The organism is Pseudomonas oryzihabitans NBRC 102199, assembly GCF_000730625.1.
In the GTDB taxonomy this organism is placed as follows: Bacteria; Pseudomonadota; Gammaproteobacteria; order Pseudomonadales; family Pseudomonadaceae; genus Chryseomonas; species Chryseomonas oryzihabitans.
Window position 1 is genome coordinate 1 of sequence record NZ_BBIT01000014.1, and the last position, 15703, is coordinate 15703.

Annotated in this window: 12 protein-coding genes and 2 pseudogenes; 4 read left to right on the forward strand and 10 right to left on the reverse strand. The window is 67.4% G+C overall.

Annotated features, from left to right (window positions below; genetic code table 11):
• Positions 1 to 124: 124 nt before the first annotated feature.
• A complete protein-coding gene (locus POR01S_RS24020) occupies positions 125 to 3466 on the reverse strand; it encodes a PAS domain S-box protein (RefSeq protein ID WP_042136945.1) in 3342 nt (1113 codons plus the stop codon).
• 244 nt (positions 3467 to 3710) lie between these two features.
• On the opposite strand from POR01S_RS24020, the gene POR01S_RS15745 reads away from it, so the two are divergent.
• Positions 3711 to 4094, forward strand: a complete 384-nt coding sequence (locus POR01S_RS15745) for a response regulator (protein ID WP_007160682.1) — start codon at positions 3711 to 3713, stop codon at positions 4092 to 4094.
• Here POR01S_RS15745 and POR01S_RS15750 read toward each other — a convergent pair.
• From POR01S_RS15750 to POR01S_RS15770, 5 genes and pseudogenes are all read right to left on the reverse strand, one after another.
• Positions 4091 to 4483 (reverse strand): response regulator, encoded by a 393-nt coding sequence (locus POR01S_RS15750; protein ID WP_042136947.1) that lies wholly within the window; start codon positions 4481 to 4483, stop codon positions 4091 to 4093. The genes POR01S_RS15745 and POR01S_RS15750 overlap by 4 nt on opposite strands.
• Before the next feature lie 83 nt (positions 4484 to 4566).
• Entirely contained in the window at positions 4567 to 5574 is a 1008-nt protein-coding gene (locus tag POR01S_RS15755; protein WP_042136949.1) for a zinc-dependent alcohol dehydrogenase family protein, read from the reverse strand.
• A 106-nt stretch (positions 5575 to 5680) separates the two neighbouring features.
• Positions 5681 to 6064: pseudogene (locus POR01S_RS15760) on the reverse strand (DUF4398 domain-containing protein); the annotation flags it as partial.
• 29 nt (positions 6065 to 6093) lie between these two features.
• Positions 6094 to 6525 (reverse strand): DUF4398 domain-containing protein, encoded by a 432-nt coding sequence (locus POR01S_RS15765; RefSeq protein WP_042136951.1) that lies wholly within the window; start codon positions 6523 to 6525, stop codon positions 6094 to 6096.
• 106 nt (positions 6526 to 6631) lie between these two features.
• Positions 6632 to 7801: an HPP family protein gene (locus tag POR01S_RS15770; protein ID WP_037006749.1), complete on the reverse strand. Its 1170-nt coding sequence runs from the start codon at positions 7799 to 7801 to the stop codon at positions 6632 to 6634.
• A 258-nt stretch (positions 7802 to 8059) separates the two neighbouring features.
• Between POR01S_RS15770 and nhaA the strand changes: the two genes are divergently transcribed.
• Positions 8060 to 9229, forward strand: a complete 1170-nt coding sequence (nhaA, locus tag POR01S_RS15775; protein WP_042136954.1) for a Na+/H+ antiporter NhaA — start codon at positions 8060 to 8062, stop codon at positions 9227 to 9229.
• A 12-nt stretch (positions 9230 to 9241) separates the two neighbouring features.
• Positions 9242 to 9619: a fluoride efflux transporter CrcB gene (crcB, locus tag POR01S_RS15780; protein ID WP_027600082.1), complete on the forward strand. Its 378-nt coding sequence runs from the start codon at positions 9242 to 9244 to the stop codon at positions 9617 to 9619.
• A 19-nt stretch (positions 9620 to 9638) separates the two neighbouring features.
• Here crcB and POR01S_RS15785 read toward each other — a convergent pair whose 3' ends face one another.
• A complete protein-coding gene (locus POR01S_RS15785; RefSeq protein WP_027600083.1) occupies positions 9639 to 10682 on the reverse strand; it encodes an acyltransferase family protein in 1044 nt (347 codons plus the stop codon).
• Between the two features lie 351 nt (positions 10683 to 11033).
• Positions 11034 to 11555, reverse strand: a complete 522-nt coding sequence (locus POR01S_RS15790; RefSeq protein ID WP_042136956.1) for a hypothetical protein — start codon at positions 11553 to 11555, stop codon at positions 11034 to 11036.
• A gap of 233 nt (positions 11556 to 11788) precedes the next feature.
• Between POR01S_RS15790 and POR01S_RS15795 the strand changes: the two genes are divergently transcribed.
• Positions 11789 to 13225: a dihydrolipoyl dehydrogenase gene (locus POR01S_RS15795; protein ID WP_042136958.1), complete on the forward strand. Its 1437-nt coding sequence runs from the start codon at positions 11789 to 11791 to the stop codon at positions 13223 to 13225.
• A gap of 504 nt (positions 13226 to 13729) precedes the next feature.
• Here the strand turns inward: POR01S_RS15795 and POR01S_RS24330 are convergent.
• Together POR01S_RS24330 and POR01S_RS24335 are read right to left on the reverse strand one after the other, a co-directional pair.
• A complete protein-coding gene (locus POR01S_RS24330) occupies positions 13730 to 14497 on the reverse strand; it encodes a methyl-accepting chemotaxis protein (protein WP_371099676.1) in 768 nt (255 codons plus the stop codon).
• An 87-nt stretch (positions 14498 to 14584) separates the two neighbouring features.
• Positions 14585 to 15673: pseudogene (locus POR01S_RS24335) on the reverse strand (cache domain-containing protein); the annotation flags it as partial.
• Between the last annotated feature and the right edge of the window lie 30 nt (positions 15674 to 15703).

The following is a 15703-nucleotide window of genomic DNA, read 5'->3' on the forward strand; positions in this document are numbered from 1 at the left end:
ACTGGGCGAACCTTCCCGCCATTCGTAGATAAGGCTGCGCCGCTATCCACCCTACGCCTCCCAACCGCCCCCTCTCCCTCCGGGAGAGGGCTGGGGTGAGGGATGATCCACTCCGACGCTGACCTCAGGTCCCTTCGATCAGATCGCGGATGCGCACCGCCAGGGCGTCCATGGCGAAGGGCTTGGTCATCACGTGCATGCCGGGCTCCAGGTGGCCGTTGCCGACCACGGCGTTCTCGGCGTAGCCGGTGATGAACAGCACCTTGAGGCCTGGGCGGCGCTGGCGGGCGGCGTCGGCCATCTGGCGACCGTTCATGCCGCCGGGCAGGCCGACGTCGCTGATCAGCAGGTCGATGCGCACGTCGGATTCCAGCAGGCGCAAGCCGGAGCTGGCATCCGCCGCTTCCAGGGCGGCATAGCCCAGTTCCTCCAGCACCTCCACCACCAGCATCCGTACCGTGGGTTCGTCATCCACCACCAGCACCGTCTCACCGTGGCCCTGGCGCGGCAGGGTCGGCTGGCTGGCGGCGAGGTCGACGCCGGTGGCCGCTTCGCGATGACGCGGCAGGAAGAGGGTGACGCTGGTGCCCTGATCGACCTGGGAATGGATGCGCGCCTGGCCGCCGGACTGGCGCACGAAACCATAGATCATCGACAGGCCAAGTCCCGTGCCCACCCCGATCGGCTTGGTGGTGAAGAAGGGATCGAAGGCCTTGGCGATCACCTCGGGCGGCATGCCGCAGCCGTTGTCGGTCACCGAGAGGGCGATGTATTCGCCCGCTTCCAGGTCGCGGACCCGGGCCATGCGCGCATCCAGCGCCCGATTGGCGGTCTCGATGAAGATGCGACCGCCCTCGGGCATGGCGTCGCGGGCATTGATGCAGAGGTTGAGCAGGGCGTTTTCCAATTGCGGCGGATCGACCAGGGTCGACCACAGCTCGCTGCTGGCCACCACTTCGATCTGGATCGCCGGACCCACCGTGCGACGGATCAGGTCTTCCATGCCGGCCACCAGGCGATTGACGTCGGTGGGCTTGGGATCCAGCGTCTGCCGGCGGGAAAAGGCCAGCAGCCGGTGGGTCAGGGCGGCGGCGCGGATGGCGGCGCCCTGGGCGGCGGTGGTGTAGCGCTCGAGATTGTTCAGCCGGCCCTGGCCGATGCGTACCGTGAGCAGGTCCAGACTGCCGACGATGCCGGCGAGCAGGTTGTTGAAATCGTGGGCCAGGCCGCCGGTGAGCTGGCCGACCGCTTCCATCTTTTGCGACTGGCGCAACTGCTCTTCCAGCAGCGCCTGGGTCTCCGCGGCGTCCCTTTCCCGGGTGATGTCGCGCCCGGCGCCGGTGAGGCGATCCTGTTCGGTGTCCATCGACAGCGTCCAGGACAGCCAGCGCCAGCTGCCGTCCGCCGCCAGCACGCGATTTTCCACCCGCGCCGGCAGGCCGCTGCGGCGCAGTTCGTCCAGTGCCACCAGCACCCCTGGCAGATCGTCGGGATGGATGAGTTCCCGGTAGGGGCGGCTGAGCAACTCGGCTTCGGAATAGCCCAGGCCGCGCGACCAGGAGGGACTCACCCGCAGGAGCTGCCCGTTGAAATCGGCGGTCAGCAGCAGATCCTCGCTGAGCGCCCAGAGCCGGTCGCGCTCGGCGGTGCGCGCCTGGACCTCCTGGCTGAGGCTGAGATTCTGCGCCTGGATCAGCGTCTGGGCGTCGCGCTGGGCGGTGACGTCCTGGGCGAAGACATAGAAGCCATCCACCGCCCCGCGCGCATCGCGCCGCGGACGATAGTGGATGTCGGCGATGCGTCGGCGGCCGTCGGGCCAGGCCCAGGGCAGGTCCAGCCGCGCCGGGGTGCCGTCCAGGGCGGCCTGGATGGCCGGACGCCGGGCCGCGAACAGCTCCGGGGCGAAGACCTCGGCCATGCTGCGACCCAGGATGCTTTCCGGAGCGTCCTTGAACCACTTGGGCGCCTCGATGTTGGCGAAGCGATAGATCAGCTCGCGATCGACGAAGGCGATCAGGCAGGGCAGGGTGTCGGCCACCAGCCGCAGATTGAGTTCGCTGTCGCGCAGTGCGCGCTCAGCGGTCAGCCGCGCCGTCGCCGAGCGGGTGCGATTGGCGATCTCGCGGATGAATTGCACTTCGGCCGGCGTCCAGCACCGCGGTTGGCTGGCGCTGACATAGAGCAGGGCGACGAAATGGCCGTGCTCGAACAGCGGTGTGCTGACGAAGGCGCGGGTGTCCAGCCGTTGCAGGGCGGCGAGGTTGTGGCAGGTGCGGGCATCCTCGCGCACATCTTCGATGGCCACGGTCTCGCCGCGCTTGAAGTCCTCGATGCAGCTGCCATAGTCGCGGAAATTCAGGGTGCCCATCAGGCTGCCGGCGGCCGGGATCGTCCAGTCGCGTTCCACGCTGATGGTCTCGGCGTCGGCGTCCACCAGGCCGTAGCCCACCCGCTGGGCGTCCAGCAGGGTGCCCAGCACTGTGCAGGCCAGCTCGGTGACCGCCTCGATGTCGTTGAGGTGGCTGAAGCCTTCGCCCAGTTCTGCCAGGGCGCGGCGATAGCGCTCTTCGTCGCGGGTCGCCTGGGCGGCCTGCTCGCGTTCGGTGACATCCAGGAACAGCACCAGGAAGCTCTCCGCGCCGGCCTTGTGCGCATGACCTTCGTACCAGCGCCCGTTGGCCTGGAATTGCCGCACGTAGCTGAACGACTGGCCGGTATCCACCACCCGGGTGAAATCCTCCACCCAGAGGTCTTCGAGTTCGGGAAACAGGGTGCGGGCGGTCTGGCCGATCGCCTGCTCCGCGCTCAGGCCGAAGTGCGTGCACCAGGCTCGGTTGACCTGGTCATAGCGCCAGTCGCAGCCGCGACCTTGCTCATCGCGCAGAATGGTGCCGAGGATGAAGCCCTCGTCCAGTTGCTCGAACAGACCGCGCCAATAGCGCTCGCTTTCCGCCAGTTTCTGCTGCACCTCGCCCACGTGGCGCTGGCTGTCACGCAGGGCCTGGCCGGCCAGATGCTGGGGCGTACGGTCGCGCAGGATCTTGACGAAGCCGGTATGGCGGCCGGCGTCGTCGTGCAGCGGATGCATCTCGCCGCTGGCCCAGAAGCGGGTGCCGTCGCGTCGCAGGTGCCAGCGTTCGTCTTCGGCGCGACCGTCCTGCAGCGCCAGCCGCATTTCCAGCGCGGCCCGGCCGATCTGGTTGTCTTCGGGGGTGAAGAAGCGCTCGACCGGCGCGCCGCGAATCTCTGCGGCGGTCCAGCCCAGCAGGCGTTCGGCGCCGCTGTTCCAGTCGGTGATCACCCCGGCCGGATCGAGCACGATCATGGCGAAATCGATGGCACCATCAAAGATCGCCAGACGCCGCTGGGCGTCCTGGGGCGGCAGCGCGGTGCACTGGTCGAGCGCGGCGCGGAGGCGACGGACTTCGGCCTGGAGTTCAGCGTGGGAGAGAGCGGATTCAGCCATGGGGTCGTTCGAACGCGTGAGCAGCGGAAGCGGACGGCGGTGACGTCCGGCGAAAGCCTTAGAGTAAGAGAGTCGGGCGATGGCTAGCGATCTGCCAGCACCTTTTTCCGACAGACAGGGAATTAAGTAGCCGTTACGGCATCAGACAAGTGCCGGCACCCGGCTGCCAGCCGCCCATCCGAGCCTTGTGATCCAATTCGAGAAATTTCGGTCTATTTAGTCGTACTAATGAAGTAGCGTTGCCATGACCGATGTAGTTTCTTCCGCTGCTGTTACCACCGTGCTGGTCGTCGAAGACGATCCGGTATTGAGATCGCTGGCGACGGAGGTGTTCGAGATGGAAGGTTATGCCGTCCAGTCCTTCGATACCGCCGACGCCGCCTGGGGTTGGCTCGAGTCCGATCCCCTACCGCCCGATCTCCTGTTCACCGACGTGCGCATGCCGGGTCGGCTGGACGGACTCGCCCTGGCCAAGCAGGTGCGTCAGCGCTTTCCACAATTGCCGATCCTGGTGTCCTCCGGCTATACCGGCCAGCAGTACGCCGAGCGCGAGGAGCGGGCGCTGTTCCTGCCCAAGCCCTGGACCATCGACCAGTTGCTCAAGGCCTGCGGCCAGCTGGGTGTCTAGCCCGTCGCCTGGCGTGCCCGTGCCAGGCGTACCGCCGAATCCACCTCGTCCAGCGTCCAGGGCTTCTGCAGGAAGATCACCTGCTCGGGCAGCGCCGTGGTGATCTCGTAGCCGTAGCCCGAGGTGATCACCATGGGCAGCGCGGGCCAGCGCTGCAGCAGCATCTCCGCCAGTTCGCCGCCGCGCAGCTGGCCGGGCATCAGGTGGTCGGTGATCACCAGCCCGGGGCTTTGCTGCTGCTGGAGCAGATGCACCAGGGCGTCGTCGGCGTTGTCGAAGCGAACACAGGTCCAGCCCAGTCGCTCTTCGAGGTGATTGCTCAGCAGTTCGGCGAGCAGCCCGTTGTCTTCGATGACGACGAGATAGGGGAGGGGATCAGGCGAGGTCATCGGGACTTCCGGAACGCGATGAGACGATTCCGGAAGTCTAGCAGAGGCCTGCTGGGCTCAGTCTGGCTTTCGTCTGACCATTATCAGAACTCCAGGACGATCTTGCCGAAATGGCTGCCGTCCTTCTGGAAGGCGAAGGCCGCGGCGATCTCGTTCAGCGGGTAGCTGCGATCGATGACCGGCTTAATCCCGGTGCTTTCCAGGGCGCGAATCATCTCCTGCTGATGGCGACGACTGCCGACGATCAAACCCTGCAGTCGCTGGTGGCGGCGCATCAGGTTGGCGGTGGGGACCTGGCCCTCGACGCCGGTGAGCACCCCGATCAGCGCCAGGTGCCCATGGATGCGCGCGGCCTGGATGGACTGCGCCAGGGTCGCCGGACCGCCCACCTCCACCACGATGTCGACGCCACGCCCGCCGGTGATGGCCTGCACCTTGGCGCCCCATTCCGGCTCTTCACGGTAATTGATCAGGTGATCGGCGCCCAGGGCATAGGCGCGCTGCAGCTTTTCGTCCGAGGACGAGGTGGCGATCACCGTGGCGCCCATGGCCTTGGCCATCTGCAGGGCGAAGATGGAGACGCCGCCGGTCCCCATGACCAGCACGCTGTCACCGGCCTTGAGGCCACCGTCCACCACCAGGGCGCGCCAGGCGGTCAGCCCGGCGGTGGTCAGGGTCGCCGCCTCGGCATGGCTGTAGCCCTTGGGCGCGCGGGTGAAGGCGGTGGCTGGACGTACCACCACCTCGCAGGCGAAGCCGTCGACGCCATCGCCGGGCGTGGTGGAAAAGTCATCGATGGGCGGCTCGCCGTCCAGCCAGTGGGGAAAGAAGGTCGAGACCACGTGATCGCCCACGGCGAATTCGCTGACCCCCGCGCCCACCGCCTCGACCACCCCGGCGCCATCGGACATGGGAATGCGCCCATCGGCGGTCGGCATCTTGCCCAGCACCACGCCCAGGTCATGGAAATTCAGCGAGCTGGCCTTGATCCGCACCCGGATCTCGCCAGCCCCCGGCTGCCCGGGATCGGGCAGTTCGCAGGGCTTTAGCTGATCCAGACCGCCGGGTTTGCGTAGGCGTATGGCGTGCATGAGAAATCCTCCGGACTGTGGCGAGCAGGACGCTCGCGGGTCAGTAGAGGACCACGGCAGGGGGCGCAGGATTCCCGCCAGGGGACCTGCGCCCTGGACCTTACTTGATCGCCTTCTGCAGTTGCTGCAGCTGCTGGGTGCGGGTGTTGAGGCGGGCTTCGCCGCGTTCGGCGTCGACCTTTTTCAGCTCGGCTTCGGCCATGCGCAGCTTGATGGTCTGCATGGCGGTCTGGATGCGTTGCTGGGTCAGGTAGGCCAGCTGGTCGACGGTGCGCTCGTTCTCACCGTCCTTGTAGGCCTTGTCGGCCTTGGCCAGCCAGGTGCCGGCGTCCTTGGTTTCCAGCGCTGCCAGCTGGGTGGCCTGGGGCTGGGATTCGAGAGCGGCGTAGTCGTTGCGCGCCTTTTCCAGATTGGGGTTGGGCGGGGTGGCGCAGGCGGCCAGGGTGAGGGTCAGCGCCGACATCAGCGGGAGCAGAAAACGTTTACGCATGGTTTCGTCCTTCAAGAGAGCGGGCAGCCTTACTGCTGCACCTTTTTCTGTAGACTCTGTTGCAGCTGGAGGTTGATCTGACCTTCCTCACGGATCTGCTGGATGCTGTTCTGGGCATCCTGCAGCGCCGCCTGGGCCTTGGCGGCCTGGGTCTTGCGGGTCGCCAGACGGGCATCCCACTCGGCCTGCTCGGCCAGGCGCTTGGCCTCGTCGTATTTCTCGTTGGACAGGGCGGCCTGGGCCTGGGTCCACTTGTCCTGGGCCGACTTGGTCTCGATGGGGGCGAACTGGTTGCCGCCGCCGCTCACGGCTTCGTTGACGGCGGACTGGGTCACGGCCATCTGCGCGGTCGGCGGGTTGCCGGCGCAGCCCGCGAGCAGCAGACCGCCGCCCAGGACCAGGCTGGCGAGCAGCGCACGAGGCGCGGAGAACGAAGAGGCACGAGCGGGACCGGTTTTCATCCGAACATTCCTGGCAGGTCGCCCGGAATGGGCGACAGTGCCTTTGAGACGACGAAAACGCGGCGAGGTTCGCTGCAGAACCCCAGCCGAGGGCGGCTCGCTGCGGTCAGGCCCGTACCGCCTGGTACAGCGCGCGGATCAGATCCGACTGGGTGATGATGCCCACCAGGCGGCGCGAGCCGTCGATGATGGGGATGTGGCGGTGGCCGTTCTCGGAAAACACCGGCACCAGATCGATCAGCAGGCGGTCGGCGCTGGCCACCCGCACGGTACGGGTCATGATGTGACCGACACTGTTTTCCTCCTGGCGCGTGCGCGGGCGGACCAGCGATCTCAGGCGCCAGCCGAGGCCTTCGTGGACGTCCAGATCGATCTGCCGCATGAAGTCGGCGACGGTGACGATGCCCAGCAGATGACCCTGGCGATCCACCACCGGCAGCGCCTTGATGCGCCGGGCGCGCATCAGCGCCCAGGCTTGCTGCAGCGGCATCTCGGCGCGGGCCGTCACCGGTTCGTGGCTCATGACGTCGGCGCAGCGCAACTCGCCCATCTTGCGCTGGTAGGCGCGCGCCTCCACCTGTTCGAGCAATTCGGCGAGGTCGTCGCGGCTGATGTCCAGCACCTGGTTGTAGCGTGCCAGCACGGCGTCGAGGTCGGCGCGCTGCAGGCGCGTCTCGCCACTCGGCTCGGCCGGGCGCGGCACATGGGGCCAGGGGCGGCGGGTCAGGTTGTTGTAGAGCAGGCCGGCGCTCACCAGCAGCAGCGAATCCAGCGCCACCGGACTCCAGGCGTAGCTGAAGTCCTGGGCGCCGATCAGCACCATCAGCAGCGCCGAGGCGCCACCCGGCGGGTGCAGGCAGCGCAGGGTGAACATAGCGGCGATGGCGAGGGCGACCGCCACGGCGGCGGCCAGGTTGGCCTCGGGAATCCACAGCGCGCAGGCGATGCCGATCAGCGCCGACAGGGTGTTGCCGCCCACCACCGACCAGGGCTGCGCCAGCGGACTGGAGGGCAGGGCGAACACCAGTACGGCGCTGGCGCCCAGCGGAGCTACCAGCGCCAATGCCAGGGCGCCATGCTGATGCACCGGCTGGCCTTCCAGCCACCAGGCGGCGAGCAGGGCCGCGAGCAGGATGCCGAGGCCGGCGCCGAGGCTGGCGCGCAGCCGCTCGCGTCCGTCGATAGGCAGCGGCGCCGGCCAGAAGGCGCGCAGGCCCTGGACCAGGCGGGCGAAGAGAGACGGCGAAGGCGAGGGCGTAAGGGGTTCCTGGGACATGGGAAAGGCAGCTGCTGGGCAGAACGAGGGCGCTGATGGTCCCTCCTGGACGCAGCCCTGGCAAGACCGGCGCGGCGCGCTCGGCGCCCGGGTCGACGGCCAGGCGGCGACCCAGAGCGGCTGCCGTCTCCAGGCGATTTTCTGCTGCGACCGCCGGGGCTGCCGTAGTAGGATCATCGGCTGGGTGTCGCCGCAGCCACGCGGTAGGACAGGTTGAATCGAGCGCAGGTCGGGCCGCCGCGCGGAGTACGGCTGCCCATGAACTCTCCCCTTTCTCCGGCCAGGGCCCTGGCCTATCTCAATCGCTTCGTCGCGGCCGAAGCGGCCGGTGGTGTCGTGCTGATGGTAGCCGCCGCCATCGCCCTGATCGTCGCCAACTCGCCGCTGGCCGAGGGCTATTTCGCCAGTCTGCACTGGTACGTCGGTGGCCTTTCGCTCGGTCACTGGATCAACGACGGCCTGATGGCCATCTTCTTCCTGCTGGTGGGGCTGGAGATCAAGCGCGAGATGGCGGTCGGCCAACTCGCCAGCTGGGGCGATCGCGCCCTGCCGGGGCTCGCCGCCCTGGGCGGCATGCTGGTGCCGGCACTGCTCTATGCCCTGGTCAATCGCCACGATCCCCAGACCCTCTCGGGTTGGGCGATTCCCGCCGCCACCGACATCGCCTTCGCCCTGGGCGTGCTGTCGCTGCTGGGTTCGCGGGTGCCGGTGTCGCTCAAGGTGTTTCTCTCCGCCCTGGCGATCCTCGATGACCTCGGCGCCGTGCTGATCATCGCGCTGTTCTACACCAGCGACCTCTCCAGCAGCATGCTGCTGGCCGCGGCCGGTCTGGTGGCGGTGCTGTTCGTGCTCAATCGCCTCAAGGTCACCGCCCTGTTGCCCTATCTGCTGGTGGGGGCGCTGCTATGGTTCTGCATGCTGCGTTCGGGCATCCATGCGACCCTGGCCGGGGTGATCCTGGCGCTGTTCATTCCCCTGGGCGACACCGAGGCCGACGACGCTTCTCCGCTGCTCAGGCTGGAGTCCGCGCTGCATCCCTGGGTGGCCTTCCTGATCGTGCCGCTGTTCGGCTTCGCCAATGCCGGGGTCTCCCTGGCCGGGATGTCACCGGCCAATCTGCTGGATCCGGTGCCCCTGGGCGTGACCCTGGGGCTGTTCCTTGGCAAGCAGATCGGGATTTCCCTGATGGCGGTGCTGGCCATCCGCAGCGGTCTGGCGCGGCTGCCCGAGGGTGCCAGCTGGCTGCAGCTCTATGGCGTGGCGCTGCTCTGCGGCATTGGCTTTACCATGAGCCTGTTCATCGGCGCCCTGGCCTTTCCGGGGGCGCCCTTCCTGGTCGACGAGGTCAAGATCGGCGTGCTGCTGGGGTCGCTGCTGTCGGCCCTGGCGGGCGTTGCCGTCCTGCTCTTCGCCGCCCCTCGCCGTTGAGAGGAGTCTGAGATGCCCTATGCGCTGTTCGCGGTGATGTTTGGCGGTGCCCTCGGCAGCGCCTGTCGCTGGTGGGTCGGTCTGCGGCTGAATGCGCTGTTTCCGCTGCTGCCCCTGGGCACGCTGCTGGTCAATCTGGTCGGTGGCTTCGTGATCGGCCTGGCGCTGGGGCTGTTCTCCCGTTATCCGGGGCTGGAAGCCCAGTGGCGCCTGCTGCTGGTGACCGGCTTCTGTGGCGGCTTCACCACCTTCTCGACCTTTTCCGCCGAGGTGGTGGGATTGCTGCAGAGCGGCCGCCTGGGCTGGGCGGCGCTCACCGTGACCATCCATGTGCTGGGCTCGCTGCTGCTGACCCTGGCCGGTTTCGCCCTGGCCGGTCGCCTCGGCTGAGACGCCCGGCCAGCTGGCCTCAGGCCGGCGCCACCGGGGCCTGGCGCCGCGGCTTGAATCTCAGCGCCGGCGCCTCGATCAGGTGCCAGGAGAGCACCGCGAACCCCAGGGTCAGGACATAGCTCACCAGCAGGAAACCAGGCAGCGAGAAGCTGTCGGGAAACCAGTGCATGAGCAGTTGCTGGACCGGGAAGTTGAACAGGTAGAGGCCGTAGGAATAGTCGCCGAAGCGGCCGAAGCCATGCAGCACCGGTACCTGCACCTGGGCCAGGTAGATGATCACATAGGCCAGCGACACCAGGTGGATCACCGGCAGGACATGCCAGACGATGGCCGCCAGCGACAGCAGGCAGAGCGCCAGGGCGATCTCCAGGCGCCAGGGGATGCGCGGTCCCGCGAGTTGCAGCAGGGCGCCGGCGAAAAAGAACATGCCCAGGCTGAACACCTTGTGCAGCACGAAGCTGGCGATGCCCATCTGCGGCAGCAGCAGGAAGTTGCCCAGCACCAGCACCACCAGGGTGGCCATGACCACCGAGCGGGTCAGCAGCCCCAGCACCCCGATGATCAGCAGCGACAGGTACATGAACACCTCGTAGGGCAGGGTCCAGTAGCTGCCGTTCACCGTGTCCGGAAAGGGATTGCCGGTGAAGACGCCGGGCAGTTCGAAGCGCGTCATCAAGAGGATGTTCTTGAAGAAGCCCAGGGTCTGACGATCGCTGAAGTAGGCGCTCGTTTCCCGGCTGGTGGCCAGCCAGCCCACCACCAGCACCGAGAACAGCACCGAGACGATCAGCGCCGGAAAGATCCGCAGGGCGCGCTTGAGCAGAAAGTCCAGGGGATTGCGACTGCGCTGGAAGGACGCCGTGATCAGGAAGCCGCTGATCACGAAGAACACATAGACGGCGATGTTGGCCGCGTCGGTGAAGCCGGTGAAGTTGAGGATCGGCTCGGCGCCGATATGCCCCGAGAGCCAGAAGCCGTGGCCGATCACCACGGTGGAGGCCGCGGCGAATCTCAGGAAATCGAAGTTGTTGCGTCCCTGGGGGACGTGGGCGGTAGTCATGTCTGCTCCTCGCAGCCGTGGCCCATGCCGCGGCCACCCTCCGGGAGCGGACTCCGGCTGGACGGCGACGCGAACGGCATCGGCAGAGACGCCCGTCATAAGACGCGCGCAGGCAAAGGCCGCTGCCGGCTGGGCCGGCAACGAAAGGACGACAGCCGACACGATCAGCGAGATCGGCCGGCCGGCGAGGGCAGGGGTGCTATGGGGGGCTGAGCGGCGCGAAAGCGGGCGTCATGCGCCAGGACTCCGGAAAAGCGGTACCGCACGCGGGAACGGGGGCGGCGAGACGCGCGCAGGCGAACGGGGTCTGGGGCCTCCCGGCCGCCCCGGTCATTGCGTGCGCCTCGCTCATCAGGCGCTGGCCTGCAGCGGCTGGTCGTGCACGTCTTGCGACGGTTCCAGGGCGAAGGGTTCCTGGGCGAAGTAGAGGGCGGCGCTCTGGCGGGCGTGATCGCCGAATTCATGGGGATGGCGCATGACGATCCGCTCGAAGGCGCCCGGCTCCAGGCCGTCTTCATAGAAGCCGTTGTGGCACTGCAGGATGCCCGAGGCGCAGACGCTGCGCTCGACCGCGGCGATCAGGCCGCCGGCCCTGAGGCTCTTGACGATGTTGTGCGGCAGCCGCTGGCGGCGACGTAGGCTGGCGGCGGTGTCGCTGAGGGTATCGAGGATCTCGCTCTCGGCGGGCGTCAGCTTGCGTACGTCCAGCTTGGACTTCTGCACCAGGTAGCGACGGGAGAGCAGGCGGGCCTGGTCATTGAGGGCCTTGAGCACCGTGCCGCTGAGTTCACCCCGGGTGAACAGGCCGGTTTCCAGGGCGATCAGATAGGACCAATCGTTGATGAGCGGAATCTTGCTGATGTCACGTTCCATGTGAGTGCCTGCGTCCATTTAAGTTGGCTAATTGAGGATAGGACACCCTCAATGGTTCCAGATGGCCAGTATAAGGTGACGAGTGGCATGGAATTTGACGCTCCTGACAAGAATTGTCGGTTTTTTGTCGAAGTGGGTCACGCCTTGGGGATGCAACCTCAACGTTGCGCTTGGGGTCCCTTGCTGGAGACCTGGCGCGAGTCGGGTAACCCTTCACAACGTCAGGTGATGAGATGAGTGACCCTGCAGCCGCTACGACCCCCGCCGATCTCGAATGTGATGTCGCCGTGATCGGGGCCGGAACCGCCGGCCTCGCCGCCGAACGCGCCGCCCGCCGCCAGGGCGCGCGCACCCTGCTGATCGACGACCGCTGGGCCGGCACCACCTGTGCCTCCGTGGGCTGCATGCCCTCCAAGCTGCTGATCGTCGCCGGGGAGGCTCATCATGCCGTCCGCCGCGCCGGCACCTTCGGCATCGAGGTGGGCAGCGTCAGCGTCGATGGCGCGGCGGTCATGGCGCGGGTGCGGCGCGAGCGCGATCATTTCGTCGCCGCCACCAAGGAGGGTTTCGCCAAGTTGCCCGAGGGCGTGGCCCAGCGCGCGACGGCGCGCTTCGTGGCGCCGGATCGCCTGCAGCTCAGCGATGGTAAGACGATAAGCGCCCGCAGCGTGATCATCGCCACCGGCTCCTACCCTCTGGTGCCGGAACCCTTCGACGCCCTCGGCGAGCGGGCGCTGACCAACGAGACGATCTTCGAACTCCCCGATCTGCCGCGTTCGCTGGCGGTGATCGGCACCGGTCCGGTGGGCCTGGAACTGGCCCAGGCCATGGCCCGCCTTGGCGTGGCCGTCACCCTGTTCGGCCAGGACGATGGCCTGGGCGCGCTGGAGGACCTGGAGGTCAAGGCCGAGTTGCGCAAGATCCTGGAACAGGACCTGACCCTGTACCTGAACGTCGAGGTGGATGCCCGGCGGGAGGGCGAGGGCGTGCGACTGTCCTGGTCCGGCGCGGCGAGCGGCGAGGGCGACTTCGACTACGTGCTGGTGGCCGCCGGACGACCGCCGCGGCTGAAGGGCCTGGGGCTGGAGACCACCGGCATCGAGCTGGACGACCATGGCACCCCGGTCTACGACCCCGAGACGATGCAGTGTGGCTCCTCGTCGATCTTTATCGCCGGCGATGCCGACCATGACCGGCCGATCCTCCACGAGGCCTCCGACGAGGGGGCCATCGCCGGGCACAATGCCGCCTGCTATCCCGAGGTCCGACCGACCCCGAGATCGCCGCTGTTTTCGCTGATCTTCACCGATCCGCCGGTGGCGGTGCTGGGCAGTCCGCCCGACCGGGGCAGTCTGATCGGCACCTCTTCCTACCACGACCAGGGCCGCGCCCGGGTCGAGGCGCGCAACCAGGGCATCGCCCGCTTCTATGCCGAACCGGGCACCGGCAAGCTGACCGGCGCGGCCATGGTCGGACCGTGCATGGACCATATCGGCCATCTGCTGGTGCTGGCGCTGATCCACGGCGAGACCGCCAGCTCGCTGCTGGACATGCCCTTCTACCACCCCACTCTCGAAGAGGGCCTCAAGAGCGGCCTGCGCGAGATCTGCAAGGCCGCCCACAGCAACCTGCGCGGCGATCGCGACCAGGGTTTGCCGTCCGGGGCTTGAGGAGGGGTATTCGATCCGCCAGTGGAAAAGGCTGCGCCGTTTTCCACGCTACGGTTTGGCTGAGGGCATCCTCACCCCAACCCTCTCCCAGGGGGAGAGGGGGCTGTCCGGCGCAGAGGGGAGGTTCAACGTCCGTAGGGTGGATAACGGCGCAGCCTTATCCACGCGTTCCCGAACGCCCGGTCTACAAAGAGTCCCGCTGGAGTAACCCGAGCGGCGTCTGCTACCACCAGTCTCGTAGGTTGGGTTGAGCGCAGCGAAGCCCAACGGGGTGTTCGATCCGCCAGTGGAAAAGGCTGCGCCGTTTTCCACGCTACGGTTTGGCTGAAGGCACCCTCACCCCAACCCTCTCCCAGGGGGAGAGGGGGCTGTCCGGCGTAGCAGGGAGGTTCAACGTCCGTAGGGTGGATAACGGCGCAGCCTTATCCACGCGTCCCGGAATCCCGGCCAACAAAAAGCCCCGGGGGGATCACCCGCGGGGCTTCTGCTACCGCCAAACAGTCATCAGGCCTTGAAGCGCCGCACCAGGCCGTCCAGTTCGCCCGACAGCTGCGACAGGCGCGAGGAATCGCGGGTGGTGGACTGGGCCAGGCCTTCCACCTGCTGGGCGTCGTCGTGGATCTGGGCGATGTGGCGGTTGATGTCCTCGGCCACCTGGTGCTGTTCCTCGGCCGCCGCAGCGATCTGCAGGGCCTGGTCGCGGATCTCGTCCACCGACTGGCGGATGCCTTCGAAACTGCCACGCGCCTCGCTGATGGAGGCCACGCTGGTCTGCGACAGCTCCAGGCTGGTCTCGATCTGGCGGGTGACCTCCTGGGTGCGCCGCGCCAGGCTGCCAAGCAGGCCGTCGATCTCGCCGGTGGAGTCGGCGGTGCGCTTGGCCAGGGCCCGCACCTCGTCGGCCACCACGGCGAAGCCACGCCCCTGCTCACCGGCCCGCGCCGCTTCGATGGCGGCGTTGAGCGCCAGCAGGTTGGTCTGTTCGGCGATGCCGCGGATGGTGTCGAGGATGGTGTTGATGTTGTGGCTGTCCTGTTCCAGCACCGCCATGGCCTGGGCCGACTGGGCCAGGCTGCCGCTGAGCTGGTTGACGTTGCCGGTGGCCTTCTCGATCTGGCCGTAGCCTTCCTGCACCTTGTGATGACCGGCGTCGGCGGAGGCCGCGGCCTGGCTGCAGGAGCGCGCGACCTCGTTGGAGGTGGCGACCATCTCGTTGAAGGCGGTGGAGACCAGCTCCACGGCTTCGCGCTGGCGCCCGGCGACCTCGTTCATGCTGACCGCCGCCTGGGTGGTGGTCTGCGAGGCCTGTTGCAGGTCGTTGGAGGCCTGGCCGATGCGCTGCACCAGCTGGCGGATGCTGGCGAGGAACTGGTTGAACCAGCCGGCCAGGGTGGCGGTTTCGTCCTTGCCCTGCACGGTCAGGCTCTTGGTCAGGTCGCCTTCGCCCTGGGCGATGGATTCGAGGCCGGCGGAGACACCGCGGATCGGCCGCACGATCATGCCGGCAAAGGCGGCGCCGAGCACGGCGAACAGCAGCGCCAGCACCGCGGTGATGCCGGCGATCTGCCAGGTCAGGGCGGTGGCCTTGCCCATGACTTCGCTGCGCTCGATCAGGCCGATGAATTTCCAGCCCAGGTCCTTGGCCGGATAGACGTTGACCATGTAGTCGGTGCCGTTGAGATTGACCTCACCCAGGCCGCTCTGGATGCCGCTGAGGGTCTGGTAGGCGTCGCCCAGCTCCTTGAGCTGCTTGAAGTTGTGCTTGGGGTCGCGCGGGTCGACCAGCACGTTGCCGCTGTCTTCTACCAGCAGCAGGTAGCCGCTCTGACCCAGGGTGATGCTCTTGACCAGATCGGTGAGCTGCTTGAGCGAGATGTCCAGGCCCACCACGCCGCGGACCTTGCCGCTGGCGTCTTCCATGGTCCGCACCACGCCCATCAGGGAGACGTCGTCGGTGGCCCAGTAGTAGGCCGGGGTGCGCACCACCTTGCCCGGATTGTTCATGGCCGCCTGGTACCAGGGGCGCACGCGCGGATCGTAGTTGGCCAGCTTGGCGTCGTCCGGCCAGCTGACGTAACCGCCATCGGCCAGGCCGACCGACAGGTAGGCGGTGGTGGGGTGGGTCTTGGCGAAGCGGGTGAAATAGGCCAGCGCCTGCTGGCCGGCTTCCGGCTGCGGCAACTGGGCGGCGTCGGCGCCGCTGTAGTTCTTCAGGCCTTGCAGCGCGACGATGTTCGGCTCCTTGGCGAGGAAGTCGACGTTCTGCTGGATGCCGGAGAAGAACTGCTGGATGTTGCGGTCGATCTGGCGGATTTCGCGCCCGCTGCCGTCGAGGAAGTCGCCGGTGGCCTGACTGCGCACGTTCATGATGACCACGCCCGCCACCAGGATCACCGGGAGGCAGGCGGTTACCGCGAAAAGCGAGGTGAGTTTCTGCTTGATGTTCATCGAAAGCCCCGGTCGCGCCCTGGCGCGAAG